This is a genomic window from Streptomyces flavidovirens DSM 40150 (genome assembly GCF_000429085.1).
GTDB classification, from domain to species: domain Bacteria; phylum Actinomycetota; class Actinomycetes; order Streptomycetales; family Streptomycetaceae; genus Streptomyces; species Streptomyces flavidovirens.
In genome coordinates, this window is record NZ_AUBE01000026.1 from 1 (window position 1) to 22,576 (window position 22,576).

Annotated in this window: 18 protein-coding genes; 10 read left to right on the top strand and 8 right to left on the bottom strand. The window is 70.2% G+C overall.

Features of this window, described 5'->3' with window-relative positions; translation table 11 throughout:
• On the top strand, window positions 1-1,249 hold a 1,249-nt coding region (locus G412_RS0126155), incomplete at its 5' end, for a globin domain-containing protein (RefSeq protein ID WP_051338615.1).
• A gap of 24 nt (window positions 1,250-1,273) precedes the next feature.
• Here the strand turns inward: G412_RS0126155 and G412_RS0126160 are convergent.
• The 4 genes from G412_RS0126160 to G412_RS0126175 all read right to left on the bottom strand — a co-directional run bounded on the left by G412_RS0126160 (window position 1,274) and on the right by G412_RS0126175 (window position 4,477).
• Entirely contained in the window at window positions 1,274-1,789 is a 516-nt protein-coding gene (locus G412_RS0126160) for an NUDIX domain-containing protein (RefSeq protein WP_078607380.1), read from the bottom strand.
• Window positions 1,790-1,864: 75 nt separating this feature from the next.
• A complete protein-coding gene (locus G412_RS0126165; protein WP_028814675.1) occupies window positions 1,865-2,761 on the bottom strand; it encodes a LysR family transcriptional regulator in 897 nt (298 codons plus the stop codon).
• 195 nt (window positions 2,762-2,956) lie between these two features.
• A complete protein-coding gene (locus G412_RS0126170; protein ID WP_028814676.1) occupies window positions 2,957-4,096 on the bottom strand; it encodes a cystathionine gamma-lyase in 1,140 nt (379 codons plus the stop codon).
• A gap of 3 nt (window positions 4,097-4,099) precedes the next feature.
• Window positions 4,100-4,477, bottom strand: a complete 378-nt coding sequence (locus G412_RS0126175) for a phage holin family protein (RefSeq protein WP_028814677.1) — start codon at window positions 4,475-4,477, stop codon at window positions 4,100-4,102.
• Window positions 4,478-4,546: 69 nt separating this feature from the next.
• On the opposite strand from G412_RS0126175, the gene G412_RS0126180 reads away from it, so the two are divergent.
• The 3 genes from G412_RS0126180 (at window position 4,547) to G412_RS0126190 (ending at window position 6,053) form a co-directional block, all read left to right on the top strand.
• A complete protein-coding gene (locus tag G412_RS0126180) occupies window positions 4,547-4,864 on the top strand; it encodes a cupin domain-containing protein (RefSeq protein ID WP_028814678.1) in 318 nt (105 codons plus the stop codon).
• Window positions 4,865-5,025: 161 nt separating this feature from the next.
• Entirely contained in the window at window positions 5,026-5,241 is a 216-nt protein-coding gene (locus G412_RS0126185) for a DUF5326 family protein (protein WP_028814679.1), read from the top strand.
• A 374-nt stretch (window positions 5,242-5,615) separates the two neighbouring features.
• Entirely contained in the window at window positions 5,616-6,053 is a 438-nt protein-coding gene (locus tag G412_RS0126190) for an SsgA family sporulation/cell division regulator (RefSeq protein ID WP_028814680.1), read from the top strand.
• 24 nt (window positions 6,054-6,077) lie between these two features.
• Here the strand turns inward: G412_RS0126190 and G412_RS36000 are convergent, their stop codons facing one another.
• Entirely contained in the window at window positions 6,078-7,463 is a 1,386-nt protein-coding gene (locus tag G412_RS36000; RefSeq protein ID WP_078607382.1) for a YibE/F family protein, read from the bottom strand.
• 201 nt (window positions 7,464-7,664) lie between these two features.
• Between G412_RS36000 and thiC the strand changes: the two genes are divergently transcribed.
• Together thiC and G412_RS0126205 are read left to right on the top strand one after the other, a co-directional pair.
• Window positions 7,665-9,440, top strand: a complete 1,776-nt coding sequence (gene thiC, locus G412_RS0126200; protein ID WP_028814681.1) for a phosphomethylpyrimidine synthase ThiC — start codon at window positions 7,665-7,667, stop codon at window positions 9,438-9,440.
• Window positions 9,441-9,573: 133 nt separating this feature from the next.
• Window positions 9,574-10,854, top strand: a complete 1,281-nt coding sequence (locus tag G412_RS0126205; protein WP_244283216.1) for a DUF4241 domain-containing protein — start codon at window positions 9,574-9,576, stop codon at window positions 10,852-10,854.
• A gap of 263 nt (window positions 10,855-11,117) precedes the next feature.
• On the opposite strand, the gene G412_RS0126215 is transcribed toward G412_RS0126205, so the two are convergent.
• The 3 genes from G412_RS0126215 to G412_RS0126225 all read right to left on the bottom strand — a co-directional run bounded on the left by G412_RS0126215 (window position 11,118) and on the right by G412_RS0126225 (window position 14,529).
• The gene (locus tag G412_RS0126215) at window positions 11,118-11,951 is read right to left on the bottom strand and encodes a membrane protein (protein WP_028814683.1); all 834 of its coding nucleotides are present in this window, start codon (window positions 11,949-11,951) and stop codon (window positions 11,118-11,120) included.
• A gap of 182 nt (window positions 11,952-12,133) precedes the next feature.
• On the bottom strand, window positions 12,134-13,240 hold the full coding sequence (locus tag G412_RS0126220) for a metallophosphoesterase (RefSeq protein ID WP_037649923.1): 1,107 nt from the start codon (window positions 13,238-13,240) through the stop codon (window positions 12,134-12,136).
• Between the two features lie 176 nt (window positions 13,241-13,416).
• Window positions 13,417-14,529 carry a LacI family DNA-binding transcriptional regulator gene (locus G412_RS0126225; protein WP_037649924.1) on the bottom strand — a complete coding sequence of 371 codons (1,113 nt, stop codon included), beginning with the start codon at window positions 14,527-14,529 and terminating at the stop codon, window positions 13,417-13,419.
• 350 nt (window positions 14,530-14,879) lie between these two features.
• Here G412_RS0126225 and hisC point away from each other — a divergent pair, with 350 nt between their 5' ends.
• The 4 genes from hisC (at window position 14,880) to cydD (ending at window position 22,571) form a co-directional block, all read left to right on the top strand.
• Window positions 14,880-15,959 (top strand): histidinol-phosphate transaminase, encoded by a 1,080-nt coding sequence (hisC, locus tag G412_RS0126230; RefSeq protein WP_028814686.1) that lies wholly within the window; start codon window positions 14,880-14,882, stop codon window positions 15,957-15,959.
• Between the two features lie 228 nt (window positions 15,960-16,187).
• On the top strand, window positions 16,188-17,693 hold the full coding sequence (locus tag G412_RS0126235; protein WP_028814687.1) for a cytochrome ubiquinol oxidase subunit I: 1,506 nt from the start codon (window positions 16,188-16,190) through the stop codon (window positions 17,691-17,693).
• Window positions 17,694-17,711: 18 nt separating this feature from the next.
• Window positions 17,712-18,713 (top strand): cytochrome d ubiquinol oxidase subunit II, encoded by a 1,002-nt coding sequence (gene cydB, locus G412_RS0126240; protein WP_028814688.1) that lies wholly within the window; start codon window positions 17,712-17,714, stop codon window positions 18,711-18,713.
• A gap of 15 nt (window positions 18,714-18,728) precedes the next feature.
• A complete protein-coding gene (gene cydD, locus G412_RS36005; RefSeq protein WP_051338616.1) occupies window positions 18,729-22,571 on the top strand; it encodes a thiol reductant ABC exporter subunit CydD in 3,843 nt (1,280 codons plus the stop codon).
• The last annotated feature ends 5 nt before the right edge of the window (window positions 22,572-22,576 follow it).

Below are 22,576 nucleotides of genomic sequence, written 5' to 3' on the forward strand. Positions count from 1 at the left end.
AGCGCCGACGGCGCCCCAGGCGCCTCCCGTGGCCGATGCCCCCGCCCCCGAAGCGCCCGCCCCCCAGCCGCAGGCGGCTGAGGCGCACACGGCCCCCGCCACCCCGGCCCCAGCGGCCCCAGCCGAGCCCGCCGCGCCCGTATCCCCCGACGCGGCCCTCATACGCCGCACCCTCGCCGACATCGGTGACGACGCCGGCAAGGTCACGTCGTACTTCTACGCCCTGCTCTTCACCCGTCACCCCGAGCTGCGGGCGCTCTTCCCCGCCGCCATGGACACCCAGCGCGACCGTCTCCTCAAGGCGCTGCTCACCGCCGCCGAGCACATCGACAACAAGCCGGTGCTCACCGAGTACCTCCGCAATCTCGGCCGCGGCCACCGTAAGTACGGCACTCAGGCCTCCCACTACCCGGCCGTCGGTGAGGCGCTCCTCGGCGCGCTGGCCCGCTACGCGACGACCACCTGGGACGACGAGGCCGAGGCGGCGTGGATTCGCACGTACACCGCGATCTCGCAGATCATGATCGACGCGGCCGCAGAGAACGAGCTGCGGGCGCCCGCCTGGTGGCAGGCCGAAGTCGTCTCGCACGATCTGCGCACACCTGACATAGCGGTCATCACCCTGCGCCCCGACCAGCCCTACCCCTTCCTTGCGGGCCAGTACACGAGCCTGGAAACGCCCTGGTGGCCGCGGATATGGCGGCACTACTCCTTCGCCGCGGCCCCCCGCCCCGACGGTCTGCTGTCCTTCCACGTCAAGGCGGTCCCGGCGGGCTGGGTCTCCAACGCCCTGGTCCACCGCGCCCGCCCCGGCGACACCGTGCGTCTCGGCCCGCCGGCCGGGTCGATGACCGTCGACCACACCACCGACAACGGCCTGCTCTGCCTCGGCGGCGGCACCGGCATCGCGCCCATCAAGGCGCTCGTCGAGGACGTGGCCGAGCACGGCGCGCGCCGCCCCGTCGACGTCTTCTACGGCGCCCGCACCGACTACGACCTGTACGACATCGACACGATGCTGCGCCTCCAGCAGTCCCACTCGTGGCTGTCGGTGCACCCGATCGTGGACGGCAGGACGCAGTTCCCGGACGCAGTCCTGGAGCACGGCCCGTGGAACTCCCACGACGCCTATCTCTCCGGCCCGCCCGGCATGATCCGCAGTGGCGTCGACGCTCTGAGGAACCTCGGGATTCCCGGTGACCGCATCCGCCACGACTCTCTCGAAGAGCTGGTGGCCGCGGGCGATTAGCGGTCGCCGCCCCGGCCGGGCGCGTCAGCCCAGGTCGTGGGCGTGCATGGCCCGTACGCCCTCGATGTTGCCGTCCAGGTAGTGCCGCAGCGACAGCGGTACCAGGTGCACCGCCGCGATCCCGACCCGGCTGAAGGGCACCCGTACGATCTCGTACTCGCCGCACGGCTCGTCGATTTCCGGGCCGTGCCGCCGTGCGGGGTCCATGGACTCCAGGCGGCAGACGAAGAAGTGCTGCACTTTCACGCCGGTGACTCCGCCGCCCGCGATGTGCTCGACGGTGTCGACGAAGCAGGGCACCACATCGGTGATCTTCGCGCCGAGTTCCTCGTCGAGCTCGCGGTGCAGCGCCTCGACGACGGTGGCGTCCTCGGGTTCGACGCCGCCGCCCGGTGTGAGCCAGTACGGGTCGACGCCCGGCTTGGTGCGCTTGATGAGGATCAGGTCGTCACCGTCGAGCAGGATGGCGCGTGCGGTGCGTTTGACCACGGGCCTCGCAGGTGCGGGGGTGGTTCCCTCGGGAAAAGAGGTGCCGGTCATGGCAATACAGTGGCCCACCTCACCCGTTCTGAAACTCCCCGCCTGAAACTCCCCGCGCCGCTGTTGTACGTCGCCTCAGGACCAGTCGGTCGCGGCGCGCAGCAGCCACTCGTGGGCCCGCGCGATGTGCGGAAGAGTGAGCGTGCCGGTGCGTACGGCGAGGAAGTAGGTCCGCAGGGGCGGCACGGGAGGGTCGAAGAGCGCCACGATCTCGCCCCGCTCCAGTGCCTCCTCGCACAGGTATCTGGGCAGTACGGCGAGTCCCGCGCCCGCAGCCGTGGCGTGCAGCACCGCCCGCAGGTCGGGTGCGACGACGGTGCCGGCCGTGGCCGGCCGGGCGTCGAAGACGGTGGTCCAGTAGCGGGTGACCAGCGGCAGCGACTCGTGTACCTCCACCACCGGCAGTTGTTCCAGTACCTGTGGTCCCTTGCGGCGCAGCAGACCCGGTCCGATCCTTCCGGCCCAGCGCGGGGCCGCGACCAGGACGTGCTCTTCGTCGCACAGGGCGGTCCCGGTGAGGACGGTGCCCCGCGGGCGGTCCGTGGAAATGGCCAGGTCGTGGTGGCCGGCGGCGAGGCCGTCCAGGGTCTCCTGGGCGTTGCCGAAGGAGGTGCGCAGGGCCAGGCCCTCGGTGATGAGCGGGGAGAGCGTGGGCAGGACGCGTAAGGAGGTGAACTCCGGCGGCCCGGCGAGGTGCAGGGTCCGTACGCCGGAATCCTCGTCGAGGCCCGTCTCGGTGATCTCGACGAGCGCGTCGAGGTGCGGCGCGGCCCGGTGCGCGAGCTCGTCGCCGACGGGTGTGGGCGTTACGCCGCGGGCCTGGCGCAGGAACAGCGGGCGCCCCACCTGTCGCTCCAGGGTGCGTATCTGGCTGGTCACGGCGGGCTGCGACAGGCCCAGGAGGGCGGCCGCGCGGGTGAAGGAACCGGCCCGGTGCACCGTGACGAACGTGCGGAGCAGAGCCAGGTCCATGGCGCGGTCTCCCGTCCCGGCGAGGTCGCCGACGGTCACAACTATAAATATGTCGATAGGTCTCTGTCGCTACCGTGATTGGACACTGACGCAGAGTCAACTAGCCTTGACCCCGCGGTTCTTCGCGCGTGGAACCGTGACGGTCCGAGCCATGAGGGGGGAGGCTCGGACCGTCCGTTGTACGCGGGGGCCGCGTCAGGGCGCCGCCTCTTCCAGCGCGCGCAGCACATCGGCCACCAGGTCGTCGGCGTCTTCGGCGCCGACGGAGAAGCGGATGAAGCCCTCCGGTACGGCGTCGCCGCCCCAGCGCCCGCGCCGCTCGGCGGTGGACCGTACGCCGCCGAAGCTGGTTGCGTCGTCGGCCAGCCGCAGCCCTTCCAGGAACCGCTCGGCGTACCGGCGGTCGGGCAGCGTGAAGGAGACGACGCAGCCGAAGCGGCGCATCTGGCGTGACGCGACGGCGTACGACGGATCACCGGGCAGTCCGGGGTGGCGCAGTGCGCTCACGGCGGGGTGTTCGCGCAGTGCCTCGGCGAGGGCCAGCGCGTTCGCGCCCTGCTTGTCGGCGCGCAGTTGGAGGGTGGCCAGGGAACGGTGCGCCAGCCAGGCCTCCATGGGGCCGGGGATGGCCCCGACGACCTTGCGCCAGCGCCGTACCCGCGCGGCAAGGCGGGCGTCGCGGCAGGCCACGTAGCCGAGCAGGACGTCGCCGTGGCCGGTGAGGCCCTTGGTGCCGCTGGCGACGGAGAAGTCCGCGCCCAGTTCCAGGGGGCGCTGGCCGAGTGGGGTGGCGAGGGTGTTGTCGACCGCCACGAGGGCTCCGGCGGCGTGCGCGGCGTCCGCGAGCCGGCGGATGTCGCACACGTCGAGCCCCGGGTTGGACGGCGTCTCGATCCACAGCAGCCGCGCCCCGTCGAGTTCGCCGAGCTGGGCGTCGCCGCCGGTGGGCGCGGTGCGCACCCGCACGTCGTACGCCGCCAGCTGTTCGCGTACGAGCGCGAGGGCCTGGTAGCCGTCGTCGGGCAGTACGGCCGTGTCGCCGGCCCGCGTCTGGGAGAGGAGCACGGCGGACACGGCGGCCATGCCGGAGGCGAAGACGACGGTTTCGACGCCCTCTTCCCCCGGTGCCTCCAGTTCGCCGATGGCCCGTTCCAGGTGGGTCCAGGTGGGGTTCTCGTCGCGTCCGTAGGTGTACGGTCCGGTCGGCTCGCCGGGCAGGTGGTAGTGCGCGGCGAAGACCGGTCCGGGAAGCGTCGGTTCGTACGCGACAGGTTCGGGAAGGCCCGCGCGCACCGCCCGGGTGCCGTCTCCGACCGTGGGGTTCTCGGAACCCATGCGTCAGTCCTTTTCCGGCAGGACGACGTTGAGGACCCACGAGACGATGCTGATGATCAGGCCGCCCAGTACGGCCGTCCAGAAGCCCTCGACGTGGAAGCTGAGGTCGAACGTGTCGGCCAGCCAGGAGGTCAGCAGCAGCATCAGCGCGTTGATGACCAGGGTGATCAGGCCGAGCGTGAGGATGAACAGCGGCAGCGTCAGCAGCTTCACGACGGGCTTGACGAGGAAGTTCACCAGGCCGAAGAGGAGCGCGATGATGATCAGTGTCAGCGCCTTGTTGCCGGTGCTGTCGCCGGTGAGCGTGATGTCGTGGAGGAGCCAGATGGCTACTGCCAGAGCCCCTGCGTTGGCGATCGTCTTGACTAGGAAATTCATCATGTGTCTGATCGTGGCAGACATGATCGGCGCCGGACACCGGCGCACGACTGGCCGAGGGGCGGACGGACGATGAAGGCATTCCGACTGGACGAGCTGGAGGCGGAGCGCGCCGCCAACGAAGGTGCGTACCTGCAGTTCCTGAGGGAAAGGAACATGTCGGTCGGCCTGTACGCGCTGAACGCGGGTGAGAGCGACCCGCAGCAGCCGCACCGCGAGGACGAGGTGTACTTCGTCGTCAGCGGGCGCGCCTCGATCACCGTCGGTATGGAGACGACGCAGGTGGGGCGGGGCAGTGTGGTGTACGTACCGGCGGGGGTGCCGCACAAGTTCCACCACATCAGCGAGGATCTGCGGGTGATGGTCGTCTTCTCGCCGCCCGAGAGCTGACGGGCGGGCCGGCGGCCGGAATCCGGGGCTCCTGATCGGGGATCCCTAGGGGGCCGGTCAGGGGTCTTCAAGGGATGCGGGTGCCCCGCGGGCTGCCTCTTCGCCCCTAGCATCGAGGTCAGGAAGAAGTGCTGCGAGGGAGAAGAGGGAAAGCGATGGCTGTGCGGGAGATATTCGCGGGGATGCCGTGGTGGGTGAAGTGGGTCGCGGTGCCCGTCATCGCGCTGGTCGTGTTCGGCGGCGTCATCCTGAGCGCCATCGGTGTGCTGATCGGTTTCCTGTTCAAGGTGCTGGTCTTCGTCGCGCTGGTGGGCGGACTGATTTACGGCGTACGCAAGTTCATGGCCTCGTCCTCGTCGTCGCGCAGCGACTGGTAGCCCGTACGGCCGTTAGCCCAGCCGGGGGATCCGCAGCCCGAGCACTCTGCGCGACGGGACTGGGCGGTTAGGGTGACGACTCTCTGATGCCTCAGGCGGGCGCCCGGCCCGTCGGTACGCCTGGGGGTGTGTCCTGTGGCCACGGCACAAACGGCCGCCGCTCCGCCGACTCCGACGACGCCGGCTCCGGCTTTGACGCCGGCGCCGGCGCCGGCTCCGACCCTGGAGCAGTCGGACCATTACGCGCTGCGGTGGGCGGCCTGCTCGGCTCGTTCGCATTCTCTATCAGTATCTGAAATGTCACTCCTTGTTTCTCTCCTTGTGCTGCAAGCACGATGGGTTTTGCGGCCAGTTCACTAGGTGCGGGGTAAGCGATGCGCGAGTCGGTTCAGGCAGAAGTCATGATGAGTTTCCTGGTCTCGGAGGAGCTCTCTTTCCGGATCCCGGTGGAGCTCCGGTACGCGACCGGGGACCCGTACGCGGTCCGAATGACGTTCCATCTGCCCGGCGATGATCCCGTCACGTGGGCGTTCGGCCGTGAGCTGCTTGTCGACGGTCTCGCCAAGCCGTGCGGCGAAGGCGATGTGCACATCGGGCCGGCCGACCCGGAAGAGCTCGTGGATGTTCACATCCGCCTTCAGGTGGCCGGGGACCGTGCGCTGTTCCGGGCGAGCGCCGCTCCGCTGGTGGCCTTCCTCGACCGTACGGACAGGCTGGTGCCGCTGGGACAGGAGTGCGCCCTCGGGGACTTTGAGGGAAACCTGGACGAAGCGCTCGGCCGCATCCTCGCCGAGGAGCAGAACGCCGGCTGAGCGCGCCCCGCACCGGGCGGCAGGTCAGCGCTTGCGGCGCCGTCCCTTGCCGCCACCGCCGAATCCACCGCCGAATCCGCCGCTGAATCCGCCGCCGGGACCGCCACTGCCGCGTGCGGGTGAAGCGGCAGCAGGTCCGTCCGGTGCCGGCCGGTCGGCCGAAACGACCAGCGCCGCCAGCGCGGTCGTTACCGGCACCGAGGCGACCAGACCGATCGAGCCGACCAGTGTCCGTACGATCTCCTCCGCGACCAGCTCGCTGTTGGCGACCGTACCGACGCTGCTCTGCGCGATGGAGAACAGCAGCAGCAGGGGCAGGGCGGCGCCCGCGTACGCCAGGACGAGGGTGTTGACGACGGACGCGATGTGGTCGCGGCCGATGCGGATACCTGCCCGGTAGAGGGCGCGGGGGCCCATCGACGGGTCCGCCTGGTGGAGTTCCCAGACCGCCGACGTCTGGGTGACCGTCACGTCGTCGAGCACACCGAGCGAGCCGATGATGACGCCCGCGAGCAGCAGGCCGCTCATGTCGATGTCCGGGTAGAGGCCGTGGATGAGCCCGGTGTTGTCGTCCGTGTTGCCGCTGAGGTACGCCCAGCCGATGAACAGGGAGCCGAGCAGCCCGATCAGCAGCAGCGAGATGAGTGTGCCGACTACGGCGACGGACGTACGGGCGGTCAGGCCGTGGCAGGCGTAGAGCGCGATCAGCATGATGGCGCTCGCCCCGACGACCGCGACGACCAGCGGGTTCGACCCCTGGAGGATCGCGGGGAGGATGAACAGCGTCAGGATCGCGAAGGACACGGCGAGCGCGATCAGCGCCATCAGGCCCTTCATGCGGCCGACGACGATCACCGCGAGCGCGAAGATGCCGGCCAGCAGTGCCATCGGGAACCCGCGGTCCACGTCCGTCACCGAGTACTGGAGGTCGCGGGGCGCGTCGGGCGCGTACGCCACCACCACGCCCTGCCCCTCGTTGAGCTGTCTCGGCGCGTCCGGCTGGACGATCTCGGTGAAGGTACGGCCCTTGTCCTTGCCGGACGTGACCTCGACCGTCGCCCTCTCGCAGGTGCCCTGCTGCGCCTGCTGGGCCTCGCGGCCGGACGGCGTGGACGTGTCGCCGGTCGGTGGCACCTGGGCGGCGTTCACGTCTTTGCAGTCGACCTGCTGAACGTCCATGACCCTGCCCGACACGGTCTGCCGGTCGAAACCGACACCGGTGCGCTCGTGTTCGGGCGCGCCGCCGGGCCAGAGCACGACGAGGCCGATGAAAACGGCCGTGGCGAAGGGGATCAGCACCGCCGCGATGACCTTGCGCAGGTGCTTGGAGACGGGCGCGGCGGGCCCGTGACTGTGGGTGTGGCCGTGGATTTCGGGCGTTGGCTGAGGGGTGGGCTGTGGGGACGTCACCGACCGATCATCGCAAGAACGGAGGGGGCCCTCTGTTCAGCGCGCCAGAAAGGACGCTAGCGTGGGGGCACCTTTGCACACGCGGGAGCTCGGAGCACCGGGCTGAGAGGGCGCTGACCTTCGTACGCAAATCCGTACGAAAGCCGCTGCGTCGACCGCCGAACCTGTTACCGGGTAATGCCGGCGTAGGGAGTAGGTCTCATGACCACAGCGGATGCACACACGCCTGCCACCAGCCAGGACGGCCGCAAGCCGGGCTGGCACAAGGGGTACGTGACGGGGCCCGAGGGCTCTCGTTCGGATCTTCGCGTGCCGGTTCGGCAGGTGCACCTCACCAACGGGAAGGACGTGACGCTGTACGACACGTCCGGCCCGTACACCGACCCCACCATCGAGACGGATGTACGCCGCGGACTCGCGCCGCTGCGTGAGAACTGGATCATCGGTCGCGGCGACACCGAGGAGTACGCGGGCCGCCCGGTCCGTCCCGAGGACGACGGGATCAAGCACACGTCGCCGCGCGGGGGACTGCGTAACCTCGACGCGGTCTTCCCCGGCCGTCCGCGCCAGCCCCGCAGGGGCCGCGACGGCCAGGCCGTCACGCAGCTCGCGTACGCCCGCCGCGGGGACATCACGCCCGAGATGGAGTTCGTGGCGATCCGGGAGAACGTGGCGCCCGAGGTCGTACGGGAGGAGATCGCGGCGGGCCGCGCGGTCCTGCCGGCGAACGTCAACCACCCGGAGATCGAGCCGATGATCATCGGCAAGCGGTTCCTGGTGAAGGTCAACGCCAACATCGGCAACTCCGCCGTCACCTCCTCCATCGAGGAGGAGGTGGACAAGATGACGTGGGCCACCAAGTGGGGCGCCGACACGGTCATGGACCTGTCGACCGGCCGCAACATCCACACCACCCGCGAGTGGGTGCTGCGCAACTCCCCCGTCCCGATCGGCACCGTTCCGCTCTACCAGGCCCTCGAAAAGGTCGACGGCCGCGCGGAGGAGCTGACCTGGGAGATCTACAAGGACACGGTCATCGAGCAGGCCGAGCAGGGCGTCGACTACATGACGGTCCACGCCGGTGTGCGGCTGCCGTACGTCCCGCTGACCGCCCGCCGCAAGACCGGCATCGTCTCGCGCGGCGGTTCGATCATGGCCGCGTGGTGCCTCGCGCACCACAAGGAGTCGTTCCTGTACGAGAACTTCGAGGAGCTGTGCGACATCCTCGCGGCGTACGACGTGACGTACTCGCTCGGCGACGGCCTGCGGCCCGGATCGATCGCGGACGCCAACGACGAGGCGCAGTTCGCCGAGTTGAGGACCCTTGGGGAACTCAACACGATCGCCAAGCGTCATAACGTGCAGACGATGATCGAGGGTCCTGGTCACGTCCCGATGCACAAGATCAAGGAGAACATCGACCTCCAGCAGGAGATCTGCGAGGAGGCCCCCTTCTATACGCTCGGCCCGCTCACGACGGACGTGGCCCCGGCGTATGACCACATCACCTCCGGCATCGGGGCGGCGATGATCGCGTGGTGGGGCACGGCCATGCTCTGCTACGTGACGCCCAAGGAGCACCTGGGTCTGCCCAACCGTGACGACGTGAAGACCGGCGTCATCACCTACAAGATCGCGGCCCATGCCGCGGATCTCGCCAAGGGGCACCCGGGAGCGCAGGAGTGGGACGACGCGCTGTCGGACGCCCGCTTCGAGTTCCGCTGGGAGGACCAGTTCAACCTGGCTCTGGACCCGGACACGGCGCGGTCGTTCCACGACGAGACGCTGCCCGCCGAGCCGGCGAAGACCGCGCACTTCTGCTCGATGTGCGGTCCGAAGTTCTGCTCGATGAAGATCAGCCAGGACATCCGGCGTGAGCACGGCGGCACGCAGGACGAGATCGAGGCCGGCATGGCGGAGAAGTCCAAGGAGTTCGCCGCCGCCGGCAACCGGGTGTACCTCCCGATCGCCGACTGATCCGTCCGCCCCGTCCGCCCCCTCGTCATGTCCGTCCCGTCCGCCCCTCGCCCCGGCCACTGTCAGTGGGTGCCGCTACGTTGGCGGCAGATCTGATGACAGGAGGCCAGGGGTGGGCGGGGCGGGGGCAGTTGTGGAGATCGCCTACGGCGAGGGGTGGGACCTCGCGGCGCGTACGCTGCTGGGGCCGCTGGCCCCCGAGGCTGCGAGGGCTCGGGACGAGGCCGGGCTGCCGTACGCCGTGGTCTGCCGGGTACCGGGCGGGGACGGTCCCGCGGAGGTCCGCCTGGTTTCGTGGCGGGACCACTACGCGGGTGTGTGGGTGTACGACGAACAGGGCCGGCGTACGCAGCGCATCGAGCTGCGACTCCTCGACGGGGACCGGCTGTTCCGCCGGAAGACGGACAGCTGGCTCTACGCGGGCCCGGACATGCCGGAGTTCGACCGCGCGTGCCCCCGCGAGACGGTGTGGCTGCTTCCCGACGGGCGGGGGAGCACCTCGTGGCAGCCCAAGGGAGAGAAGGGCTCCACGCTCACCACCACGGCCGACGTTTCCGAGGATCAGCGGTGGCTGGACCGGCCGTCGTTCCGCGACTGGCCGCTGTTCTGCGCGCAGCGGCGGGGATGGGCCGGGCCGGTGGTGTTCCACGACGCCGACGAGCCCGAGGGTGGTGCGGTCGGCCGCCCGCAGGACGCGTGGCGCCCTCCCCGGCCGGCCGGTCCCGACTACCTGGAGGCGCTGTTCCGGCCCGGTACGCGCATGTCCACCCGTCACTTCTCCGACATGACCGTCCTGGAACCGCTCCGCTGCGGAACACTGCGCGTCCCCAGCGGCGTGCTGGCCGTCGACTGTCCCTGCAACGACGGGGGGCCGAGAATAACGGTGACCGTCCCGCCGGGTGCGTACGCACTCGAAGAGGCGCGGGTGAGCGTCGGTTACGACTGCGAGTGGGCCGGCGGCTGGGTGACCCGTACGGACGCGACGGCGGTCCGGCTGCGGCTGGGCGACGCCCCCGCCGCGTCCTGGGACATGGCTCTGGGAGAGGACGACGACATCCGGCTGCTCGGGGACGACGAGGCGTACGGCTTCGAAACGGACGCGGCGACCGGCTGCTTCGCCGATGCCGCGGCCTGGGGGCCCTTGCGGGGGCTCTTCGAGCGGGCCCTGGTCCACAACGACCCGCACGCCGGCGAGCACCTCTCGGACTCCATGTACATACTGCGGACCACCGACAAGGCCACGGCGGCCGATCTCGTCGCCTTCGCGACGTGCGGGGACGGCACGTATTCGGTCTGGGTGGGGCGATCGGAGGCCGCGGAGATCGTCTGCGTCGACGTGGTGCTGGACTACCTGCCCGACCTCAAGGTGCACGGACCGGCCGGATCGCCACCGGCGCGGGCCCGCGCGCGGTAACGGAACAGGCAACCACCGCCCACCACTTGAGGTGGGCGCTGTGCTGGGCATGGTGTTCGCCACGTTGTTTCAACAGCCCTTGCAGGACGCCTGGTTCAGGATCCGCAGGGGCTCGGCGAGCGCGGTGCGCAGCATGCGCTCCCGTGGTGAGCCCAGCCGCGCCTGGACCACGTTCGCACTGGGGCCGCTCCACACCTCCGCCTTGATCGTGGAGGGCGACGGTGGAACGCGCGCAGGCGCAGATCGTCCGGCGGCTCCCGTAGTTACTCGGGTTTGTGATCGGGGCCACCGAAGTCGGGGCTGGAGAAGTCCGGGCTGGAGAAGCTCGGGCGTGGCCCCGGTGTGGTGCCGCCGTCCGGGCCGGGGCTGCTGTAGTCGGGTCGCGAGTACCCCAGGTCGGGGATACGGCCGGCGGGCCGGCGCGGCGCCGGGGCGGCCGGGCCCGTGCCCGGTTCGGCCAGGGCGGCCCGCAGGAAAGGTACGACGCCCCGTTCCAGCAGGGCGTGGCGCCACGCCTCGCCGGCCCGTTCCACCTCTGGGTTCCGCTCGCCTCCCCGTCCGTCGCGGTACGCCGTCGAGCCGTTGCGCAGGGCCGTCAGGAGCAGGCCGACGGCGGCGGCCAGGAAGCCCGCGGCCGCGAGCGCCGCGAAGATCCAGCCGGCCGTCAGCAGAGTCCGGGCGAAGGCCGGTTCGGGCGTGAGCATGGTGAGGAGGTATCCGGCGATCAGGAAGATCACGGAGGCGGTGCCCGCCAGTACGGGGGTCAGAACGGCGACGACGGCGGCCGCGCCCGCGCCCGTCGTCTCCGTCGTGGCGTCGCCCATGGCGAGGACGGAGCCGGCGTTGTCGGCCGCCGCGGGAGGCGTGCGCATTTCCTCGCGGACCTTTACGTAATGGTCGTATTCGGCGGCCGCCGCCGCGGCGATGAGCGCACTGGCGTTCATTGCCATGGTGCGCAGCTGGGTCGAGTTCAGCCGTTGCCCGATGGTGGAGAGTTCCGGGCGGTGGTGAGCGGTGCGCAATGCCTCGTCGAGAACGCGTTCGAATTCCGGGCGGTCCTCGGCCAGCAGGTGCGGAGCGCTGCTGTTCATGTGCATCCCCCGATGCTCCGTAGGGCCGGAATACCCGCCATGGGCGGGTAATGGGGCGGAAACGGAGGAGAGCCTGCTACGGATAAGCCGATGGTAGAGCGCCTACGGCACGGGGTGACAGGGGGTTTCCGGAAATAGGCCCAGTGGTAAGTGCGGCATGTATATGGCCGCGCTTGCCCCCGCGAAGTTCAGTTATGCAGGGGGAGTTGGACCACCAGCAGCTTTCCGGCCATGGTCACGCCGCCGTCCATGGCGATGGCGAGCCCGTCGGCGTACACGTGGGGACCCTCCACGACCGGTCCGGAATTGTCCTCGTCGTCGTCCGCGCTCTCATTGCCCACCTCGCCCAGCAGGTAGGGGATGGGGCTGTGACCATGGACGATGCGTTCGCCGCCGTACGCGTCGAGGAGCTCGCGCACGGCCTGGGCGCCGCCCTCGTCGCGGAAGGCGAAGCGTTTGGTGAGCTTGCGGAAAACGTCCCAGCACTCGTCGGCGTCGTTGCGGGTGAGAATGGCGTGGACTGTGTCGTTCACGTCCTCGATGGTGCTGCCGTAGTCGAGATAGGCGGTGGTGTCGGAGTGCGTCAGCAGATGCGCGTCTTCCAGTGCGATCGCGTCGAGGCGGGACATCCACTGCAGGTGTACGTCCTGGAGCCGGTCCATGTCGGCCTTCTGGCCGCCGTTGAGCAGCCAGGCGGCCTGGAACGTGGCGGTGCCCGCACCGGAGTTGACCGGGGTGTCGCCGAACCGCTTGGCGCCGATGAGCAGCAGCTCGTGGTTGCCCATGAGGGCTTTGCAGTAGCCGCCGGCGGCCGCGGCCTCGGCGGACAGCCGCATCACCAGGTCGATGACGCCGATCCCGTCGGGCCCGCGGTCCGTGAAGTCGCCGAGGAACCAGAGGCGGGCGTTGCCGGCCGCCCAGCGGCCCTCGGCGTCGATGAGGCCCTGCTCGGCGAGGGCGGCGTACAACTCGTCCAGGTAGCCGTGCACATCGCCGACGACGAAGAGCGGGCCGAGGCCCTCGCCGGCGGCGGGCCGCGGCTCGGGGCCGGGCCGCACCGACACCTGGAGTGTGTCGCCGGGGCCGCCGCGGCTGATCACCGGGAGGTCGCGCTGGGTGGGTGTGTACCCCTCCGGCTCCTCGTCGACGGCGTAGGGACCGCCGTAGGTGCTCCCGTAGTCGGTCCCGTAGGCGTCCGTGTGCGCGGGATCGGGGGCCTGTGCGTACGGCGGTACGCGGAAGTCCCGCAATGTAGCCGTCCGCACTGCGGGTCCCTGACCGGCCCCCTGAGTCATCGACCCCTCCACCACCGTCGCGCGCCGCCGTACACCTTTGGGTCCCACCTGGTCGTGGTTGGTCCGCGGTGTCGTGCGCCCATCATAGGAATGAGGCTCGTGCTCTGTGACGCACCAGGGGTGGTGAATCCGGATGCGCACCTGGTTTTCCGGTTGTTTCGTCCCAATTGGGGAGGTCAGTCCCCGGAAGGTGAGCGCGGCGGACTCACCGTGGTGCGTGGCGGTCGGCGCTGCGAGGACGTCCGGACGATGAGTTCGGTCGGTATGACCTGTTCGACGGGGCGGTCGGTGTTGATGCCCTCGATGGCGTCGATGAGGAGCTGGACCACGGCTGTGCCGATGCGCCGCGGCTTCAGCGAGAGCGTGGTGATGGGCGGTTCGGTGGCGGCGTACACGGTGGACTCGCTGCAGCAGACGAGTAGCAGGTCCTCGGGTACGCGCAGTCCGTAGCGGCGGGCTGCGGCGAGCAGGTCGGTGCCGTTGGGGTCGAAGAGCCCGTACACGGCGTCGGGCCGGTCCGGGCGGGCGAGCAGCCGGTCGGCGGCGACGGCGCCCGCGCAGGGGTCGTGCGCGGGGTAGGACTCGTAGACCGGGTCCTGGCCGACGCGCTCGCACCAGCGCAGGTACGCGTCGGTGGACAGGCGGGTGTAGGTGTCGGTGGTGTTGCCGGTGAGCAGCCCGATGCGGCGGGCTCCGGCTTCGGCGAGGTGGTCGAGCAGGTCGAGGACGGCTGCTTCGTGGTCGTTGTCGACCCAGGCGGTCACGGGCAGGGTGCCGGCGGGCCGGCCGTCGGATACGACGGGAAGGCCCTGGCGTACGAGTTCGGTGACGACCGCGTCGTGGTCGGAGGGGTCGATGACGACGGTGCCGTCGAGGGCGACGTTCGACCAGACGTCGTGCCGGGAGGTGGCGGGGAGGATGACGAGGGCGTACCCGCGGGCGAGCGCGGCCGAGGTCGCGGCTCTCGCCATTTCGGCGAAGTACGCGAATTCGGTGAAGGTGAAAGGTTCATCCCCGTACGTGGTCACGGTCAGGCCGATGAGGCCCGACTTGCCGGTACGGAGGGTTCTGGCCGCCGCGGAGGGGCGGTAGCCCAGTCTCTCGGCGACCTCGCGAACATGGCTGCGGGTGGCGTCCGGGAGCCGGCCCTTGCCGTTGAGCGCGTCGGAGACCGTCGTGATGGAGACGCCGGCTGCGGCGGCTACGTCCCGAATGCCCGCTCGTCCTTGCCGGGTGCTCCGCCGGGGGGGTTCCGTCCGGCTCACCTGATGCTTCCCTGCTGCTGTCATGGCGAGCTGATAGTAGAGCTCGGGCGTGTGGTTAGGGCGGAAGCATATGCAGTTGTTGACAGGCACGTTTCTGCAAGGTGCAATCCCCCTAATGGCCTGTGATTAAAAGGCAGTTGGGAAAGTCGGCCGGTGAGTCACGCTTGTCGACCGGCACGGTCGTGCCAAGTGGCCCAGGTTTCGGAGAGGTCTCAACTCACCTTCACGGGGGACGCGCGCCACGGCGTGCGCCACCGGCGCGCACTACGGCAGGGAGCGCTCCCCCCATTCCGTACGCCTGACTGTTCGCAGGGGAGCCCAATCCTCATAAGGTGAGCAGCATTGGTGGTACGTACGGTCGAGGAGGACCCGAAGTGAGCGAGACGAGCCCCAAGCTGCGTGCGGTGCTGGACGGCATTCCCACCTACAAGCCGGGGAAGCCCGCCGCCGCGGGGGGACCGGTGGCGTACAAGCTGTCCTCCAACGAGAACCCGTATCCGCCGCTGCCCGGCGTGCTGGAGGGCGTGATCGCCGCCGCCGGGAACTTCAACCGGTACCCGGACATGGCCTGCACCGGTCTGATGAACGAGCTCGCGAACCGGTTCGGGGTTCCCGTGTCGCACATCGCGACTGGCACGGGTTCCGTCGGGGTGGCGCAGTCGCTGCTCCAGGCGACCTCGGGGCCCGGTGACGAGGTGATCTACGCGTGGCGGTCGTTCGAGGCGTACCCGATCATCACGCGGATCAGTGGCGCTACGGCGGTTGAGGTGCCGCTGACCTCCGGTGACGTGCACGATCTGGACGCGATGGCCGAAGCGATCACCGAGCGGACCCGGCTGATCTTCGTCTGCAACCCCAACAATCCGACCGGCACGGCCGTGCGCAGGGCCGAGCTGGAGCGCTTCTTGGACCGGGTGCCCTCGGATGTGCTGGTGGTGCTGGACGAGGCGTACCGGGAGTTCGTCCGGGACGAGGAGGTGCCGGACGGGATCGAGCTCTACCGCAGCCGCCCGAATGTGACGGTGCTGCGTACCTTCTCCAAGGCGTACGGGCTGGCCGGCCTGCGGGTCGGTTTCGCCGTGGCGCACGAGCCGGTGGCGGCAGCGCTGCGCAAGACGGCGGTGCCCTTCGGTGTGAGCCAGCTCGCGCAGGACGCGGCGGTGGCCTCGCTGCGGGCCGAGGACGAGCTGCTCGGCCGGGTCGGCTCGCTGGTCTGCGAGCGCAAGCGGGTGTACGAGGCGCTGGTCAAGCAGGGCTGGACCGTGCCCGACACGCAGGCGAACTTCGTCTGGATGCGGCTCGGGGAGCGTACGGCCGCCTTCGCGGCGGCCTGCGAGAAGGCCGGCGTCGTCGTCCGGCCCTTTCCGGGTGAGGGCCTGCGGGTCACGATCGGTGAGGACGAGGCCAACGACATCTTCCTGCACGCCGCAGAGGCCTTCCGTAAGGAGCTGTAGGTCACACCGGGGACTCCCCTGAGGCGACCCAGCCTTGCTTCTGAGGGCTGCGGCCCCTATATCCCTTGCTTTCCTGTGCCCCCGTGCGCCTTTTCGGCGCTCTTCGGGGGCACAGTTGTACCCCCCGGCCGTCGGACGGAAAACGAGTGTGCGCCATACTGGAGCTTGTGAATGTGAACGCGTTCACAAGGTCCCATGCGTTCCGGGCGATACGAAGGAGATGACGACGTGGACCTGGCTCTGGCGCCGGAGACTCTCGCTCGATGGCAATTCGGCATCACCACCGTCTATCACTTCCTCTTCGTCCCCCTGACGATCTCGCTCGCCGCGCTCACCGCAGGGCTGGAAACCGCCTGGGTGCGTACGCAGAAGGAGAAGTACCTCAGGGCCACGAAGTTCTGGGGCAAGCTCTTCCTGATCAACATCGCGATGGGTGTCGTCACCGGCATCGTCCAGGAGTTCCAGTTCGGCATGAACTGGTCCGACTACTCGCGCTTCGTGGGAGACGTCTTCGGGGCGCCGCTCGCCTTCGAGGCCCTGATCGCCTTCTTCTTCGAGTCCACCTTCATCGGGCTGTGGATCTTCGGCTGGGACAAGCTGCCGAAGAAGATCCACCTGGCCTGTATATGGATGGTCTCGATCGGCACGGTCCTCTCCGCGTACTTCATCCTCGCGGCCAACTCCTGGATGCAGCACCCGGTCGGCTACCGCATCAACGAGGAGCGCGGCCGGGCCGAGCTCACCGACTTCTGGCGCGTCCTCACCCAGGACACCGCGCTCACCCAGTTCTTCCACACCATCACGGCCGCGTTCCTCGTCGGCGGCGCGTTCATGGTCGGCATCGCCGCCTTCCACCTGGCGCGCAGGAAGCACATACCGGTGATGCGGACCTCGCTGCGGCTCGGCCTGATCACCGTCGTGATCGCCGGAATGCTCACCGCCGTCAGCGGCGACCTGCTCGGCAAGGTCATGTTCAAGCAGCAGCCGATGAAGATGGCCGCCGCCGAGGCGCTCTGGGACGGCGAGGCGCCGGCGCCGTTCTCCGTCTTCGCGTACGGAGACGTCGACGCCGGCCACAACAAGGTCGCCGTCGAGATCCCCGGCCTGCTGTCCTTCCTCGCCAACGGCGACTTCTCCTCGAACGTCCCCGGCATCAACGACGTCAACAAGGCCGAGCAGGAGAAGTTCGGGCCCGGCGACTACCGGCCCAACATCCCCGTCGCGTACTGGGGCTTCCGCTGGATGATCGGGTTCGGCATGGCGTCCTTCACGCTCGGGCTGCTCGGCCTGTGGCTGACGCGCAAGAAGTTCATGCTGCCGGCGGCGCTGCGGACCGGCGACGCCGAAGTGCCGAATCTGGTGCTCTTCAGGAAGGCGCTCAGCGCCAAGCACTCGCGGTGGTACTGGATCCTCGCGCTGTGGACCATGGGCTTCCCGCTGATCGCCAGCTCGTGGGGCTGGATCTTCACCGAGATGGGCCGCCAGCCCTGGGTCGTGTACGGCGTGCTGCGCACCAGCGACGCGGTCTCCCCCGGCGTCTCGCAGGGCGAGGTCATCGCCTCGATGACCGTCTTCACGCTCCTCTACGCGATCCTCGCCGTGATCGAGGTCAAGCTCCTCCTGAAGTACGTCAAGGCCGGACCGCCCGAACTCACGGAGGCCGACCTCAACCCGCCCACCAAGATCGGCGGCGACCACGTGGACGCCGACCGGCCGATGGCCTTCTCGTACTGAGGACTGAGGAGCTGAGGTATGGAACTCCACGACGTCTGGTTCGTGCTCATCGCCGTTCTGTGGACCGGCTACTTCTTCCTGGAGGGCTTCGACTTCGGTATCGGGGTCCTGACGAAGCTGCTCGCCCGTGACCGCAAGGAGAAGCGGGTTCTCATCAACACCATCGGACCCGTCTGGGACGGCAACGAGGTGTGGCTGCTGAGCGCGGGCGGTGCGACCTTCGCCGCCTTCCCCGAGTGGTACGCCACGCTCTTCTCCGGGTTCTACCTGCCGCTGCTGCTGATCCTGCTCTGCCTGATCGTGCGCGGTGTGGCCTTCGAGTACCGGGTCAAGCGGACCGGGGAGCGCTGGCAGACCAACTGGGAGCACGCGATCTTCTGGACCTCGCTGCTGCCCGCGTTCCTGTGGGGCGTGGCCTTCGGCAACATCGTGCGCGGCGTGAAGATCGACGCGCAGATGGAGTACGTCGGCACCCTGGGCGACCTGCTCAACCCGTACGCACTGCTGGGCGGACTCCTCACCCTGACGCTCTTCACCTTCCACGGTGCGGTCTTCGCCGGGCTCAAGACGCTGGGCGGGATCCGGGAGCGGGCACGGAAGCTGGCGCTCAAGCTCGGGGTCGCCTGTGGTGTGCTGGCCGTTGCCTTCCTGGGCTGGACGCAGCTCGACAACGGTGACGCGACGAGCCTCGTCGCGATGGCGGTGGCGGTGCTGGCGCTCGTCGCGGCGATCGGATTCACGGCTGCCGGGCGTGAGGGCTGGGCGTTCGCGCTGTCGGGGGTGGCCATCGTGGCCGCGGTCGCGATGCTCTTCCTGACGCTGTTCCCGAACGTCATGCCGTCCTCGCTGGACCCGGCCTGGAGCCTTACGGTCACCAACGCGTCCTCCACGCCGTACACCCTGAAGATCATGACCTGGTGCGCCGGGATCGCGATGCCGGTGGTGCTGCTGTACCAGGGCTGGACGTACTGGGTGTTCCGCAAGCGGATCGGCACGCAGCACATCGCCGATGCGCACTAGTGGGGGATGTTTCACGTGAAACCGATCGACCCGCGTCTGCTCCGGTACGCCCGCGCCACCCGCCTCTTCCTGGGGGCGGTGGTGGTCCTCGGCCTGGCCGGAGCGGGCCTGGTCGTCGCCCAGGCCATGCTCATCGCCGAGGTGGTGGTGGGGGCGTTCCAGCGCGGCCTGGACGGTACGGAGCTGCGTACGCCGCTGCTGCTCTTGGCGGCGGTAGCGCTGGGGCGCGCCCTGGTGGCGTGGCTTACGGAACTGGCCGCGCACCGGGCGAGTGCGGCGGTCAAGTCGGAGCTGCGGGGGCGGCTGCTTGAGCGGGCCGTGGCGCTGGGGCCGGGGTGGCTGAGTCAGCAACGGGTGGGGTCGTTGGTGGCGCTGGCCACGCGGGGCGTCGACGCGCTGGACGACTACTTCTCGCGGTACTTGCCGCAGCTCGGGCTCGCGGTCGTCGTACCGGTGGCGGTGCTCGCCCGGATCGTGACCGAGGACTGGGTCTCGGCGGCGGTGATCGTGGGGACGCTGCCGCTGATCCCGCTGTTCATGGTCCTGATCGGGTGGGCCACCCAGGCGCGGATGGACCGGCAGTGGCGGCTGCTGTCGCGGCTGTCCGGGCACTTCCTGGATGTCGTGGCCGGGCTGCCGACGCTCAAGGTGTTCGGGCGGGCGAAGGCGCAGGCGGAGTCGATCCGTTCGATCACGGCCGAGTACCGGCAGGCGACCATGCGCACGCTGCGCATCGCGTTCTTGTCGTCGTTCGCGCTGGAGCTGCTCGCGACGCTGTCGGTGGCGCTGGTCGCGGTGGGCATCGGTATGCGGCTGGTGCACGGAGACCTGGATCTGTACACGGGGCTGGTGATTCTGGTGCTGGCGCCCGAGGCGTATCTGCCGCTGCGGCAGGTCGGGGCGCAGTACCACGCGGCGGCGGAGGGGCTGGCCGCCGCGGAGGAGATCTTCGAGGTACTGGAGACGGAGCCGCGGCGGGCGGCGGGCGGCGCGGACGCGCCGACCGGGACGCTGCGGGTGGAGGGTGTGACGGTCCGCCACGCCGGGCGGACCGAGGCGTCGCTGGACTCGGCGTCGCTGGTGGTGCGTGAAGGCGAGACGGTCGCGGTCGTCGGGCCGAGCGGGGTCGGCAAGAGCACGCTGCTGAATGTGCTGCTCGGGTTCGCCCCGGTGGACGAGGGACGGGTGGCCGTCGGCGACGGGCCGGGCGCCGTGGACCTCGCGACCGTGTCGATGGAGCGGTGGCGGGAGCGAATCGCGTGGGTGCCGCAGCGGCCGCATCTGTTCGCGGGAACGGTCGCCGAGAACGTACGGCTGGCGCGGCCGGACGCGGATGACGCGGCGGTCGTCGCGGCTTTGCGGGACGCCGGGGCGTACGACTTCGTGGCGGCGCTCCCCCAGGGCGTCGAGACGCGGCTCGGGGAGGACGGCGCGGGGCTGTCGGCCGGGCAGCGGCAACGGCTCGCCCTCGCGCGGGCGTTCCTCGCCGACCGGCCGCTGCTACTGCTGGACGAGCCGACGGCGAACCTGGACGGGGAGACGGAAGCGGGGATCGTCGACGCGGTACGGAGGCTGGCGGCGGGGCGCAGCGTGGTGCTGGTGGTGCACCGGCCGGCGCTGCTGGCTGTGGCGGACCGGGTCGTGGAGCTGGGGGGTCCGTGGGGGGCGGGCGGTGGGGGCGTGGGCGTGGGTGCGGGTGCGGATGCGGCCGTCGGGCGCCGTTTCGGGGCTGGCGGGTTTCCCACCCACCCGCCCGTTGAAGGGGGACGGCTTGTTGGGCGTTCCGGAGGCCCTGCGGGCCAGGGTGCGGGTGCGGAGGCGCGCTGCTCGGGAGCGGAGGGGTTTCCCATCCGCCCGCCCGTTGAAGGGGGACGGCTTGTTGGGCGTTCCGGAGGCCCTGCGGGCCAGAGTTCGGGTGCGGAGGCGCGCTGCTTCGGAGGGGAGGGGGTTCCCGCCCACCCGCCCGTTGGAGGGGGACGGGTCGTTGGGGGTTCCGGGGGCCCTGCGGGCCAGGGTGCGGAGGCGCGCTGCTTGGGAGCGGAGGGGGATAGTGACCGGGCGTCGGTTGGGGTGTTGAGGCGGGTTCGGGAGGGTGCTGGGGAGTTGCGTGGGCGGTTGGGGCTCGCGTTGGGGCTCGGGAGCCTTGCGCTCGGGTCGGCCGTGGGGCTCATGGCCGTCTCCGGATGGCTCATCTCCCGTGCCTCCGAGCAGCCCCCGGTGCTTTACCTGATGGTCGCCGTCACCGCTACCCGTGCCTTCGGCATCGGGCGCGCCGTCTTCCGGTACGCCGAGCGCCTCGTCGCGCACGACGCCGTACTGCGGATGCTCGCCGAAATGCGCGTCGCCGTGTACCGGCGCCTGGAGCGGATCGCGCCCGCCGGGCTGCGCGAGACCCGGCGCGGTGACCTGTTGTCCCGGCTCGTCGCCGATGTGGACGCGTTGCAGGACTACTGGCTGCGGTGGCTGCTGCCCGTCGGCAGCGCCGTTCTCGTAGGTGCGGGCTCCGTCGGGTTCACCGCCTGGCTGCTGCCCGAGGCCGGTGCGGTACTGGCCGCCGGGCTCCTCGTCGCCGGGGTGGGCGTGCCGTGGCTGAGCGGGGCCTGTGCCCGGCGGGCCGAGCGGCAACTGGCGCCCGCGCGCGGGGTGCTGGCGACGCGGGTCGCCGATCTGCTCGGCGGTACGGCCGAGCTGACCGTCGCCGGCGCGCTCAAGCGACGTATGGCAGGGGTCCGGGAAGCCGACGGGGCGCTGACGCGGATCGCTTCGCGAGGTGCGACCGCCACCGCCCTCGGCGGCGGGCTCTCCTCGCTGGCCTGCGGGCTGACCGTGGTGTTCGCCGCGCTCGCCGGGGTGCAGGCCGTCCACGACGGGCGGCTGTCGGGGGTGACGCTCGCCGTGGTCGTACTGACTCCGCTTGCCGCCTTCGAAGCCGTCACCGGGCTTCCGCTCGCCGTGCAGTACCGCCAGCGCGTCAAGCGCAGCGCGGAGCGCGTGTACGAGGTGCTGGACGCGCCCGTGCCGGTGCGTGAGCCGCAGACGCCCGCCGCCCGGCCCGCCTCACCCTTCCCGCTGGAGATGCGGGGGATTGGCGCCCGCTACGCCGGGCAGGATCGGGACGCGCTGGCCGGCCTCGACCTGACGCTGGAGGCCGGCCGGCGCATCGCCGTGGTCGGCCCCTCCGGCGCCGGTAAGACGACACTCGCCCAGGTGCTGCTGCGCTTCCTGGACGCGCGGGCGGGGACGTACAGGCTCGGCGGAACGGACGCTGCGGAGCTCGACGGCGACGACGTGCGTAGGCTCGTCGGCCTGTGCGCGCAGGACGCGCACCTGTTCGACAGCTCGGTACGGGAGAACCTCAGGCTGGCCAGGACCGACGCGTCCGAGCCGGAGCTCAGGGACGCCCTCGCCGCCGCCAGGCTGCTGACCTGGGTGGACGCTCTGCCCGACGGACTCGACACGATGGTCGGCGAACACGGCGCCCGCCTCTCCGGCGGCCAGCGCCAGCGCCTCGCACTGGCCCGCGCACTCCTCGCTGATTTCCCGGTCCTCGTACTCGACGAGCCCGCCGAGCACCTCGACCTGGCGACGGCGGACGCACTGACGGCCGACCTCCTGAAGGCCACGGAGGGCCGTACGACGCTGATCATCACGCACCGGCTCCAGGGCCTGGAGGCCGTGGACGAGGTGATCGTGCTGGACGGCGGCCGCGCCGTACAGCGCGGTCCGTACAGGCGGCTGGTGGAGGCCGAGGGGCCGCTGCGGCGGATGCTGGAGCGGGAGCTGGCGGCCGAACCGCTCGCAGCGGGCGAAGTGGGAGAAGTGGGAGAAGTGGGAGAAGAAGCCCGACTTTCGCCCTGAAATAT

Bases quoted from the DNA above. Each gene is read 5' to 3' on its own strand.
- G412_RS0126225 (WP_037649924.1), bottom strand. From the start codon at position 14,529: ATGACAGCAGCAGGGAAGCATCAGGTGAGCCGGACGGAACCCCCCCGG.
- G412_RS0126160 (WP_078607380.1), bottom strand. From the start codon at position 1,789: ATGACCGGCACCTCTTTTCCCGAGGGAACCACCCCCGCACCTGCGAGG.
- G412_RS0126220 (WP_037649923.1), bottom strand. From the start codon at position 13,240: ATGACTCAGGGGGCCGGTCAGGGACCCGCAGTGCGGACGGCTACATTG.
- G412_RS0126190 (WP_028814680.1), top strand. From the start codon at position 5,616: ATGCGCGAGTCGGTTCAGGCAGAAGTCATGATGAGTTTCCTGGTCTCG.
- G412_RS0126180 (WP_028814678.1), top strand. From the start codon at position 4,547: ATGAAGGCATTCCGACTGGACGAGCTGGAGGCGGAGCGCGCCGCCAAC.
- G412_RS0126175 (WP_028814677.1), bottom strand. From the start codon at position 4,477: ATGATGAATTTCCTAGTCAAGACGATCGCCAACGCAGGGGCTCTGGCA.
- cydB (WP_028814688.1), top strand. From the start codon at position 17,712: ATGGAACTCCACGACGTCTGGTTCGTGCTCATCGCCGTTCTGTGGACC.
- G412_RS0126215 (WP_028814683.1), bottom strand. From the start codon at position 11,951: ATGCACATGAACAGCAGCGCTCCGCACCTGCTGGCCGAGGACCGCCCG.
- G412_RS0126170 (WP_028814676.1), bottom strand. From the start codon at position 4,096: ATGGGTTCCGAGAACCCCACGGTCGGAGACGGCACCCGGGCGGTGCGC.
- G412_RS0126165 (WP_028814675.1), bottom strand. From the start codon at position 2,761: ATGGACCTGGCTCTGCTCCGCACGTTCGTCACGGTGCACCGGGCCGGT.
- thiC (WP_028814681.1), top strand. From the start codon at position 7,665: ATGACCACAGCGGATGCACACACGCCTGCCACCAGCCAGGACGGCCGC.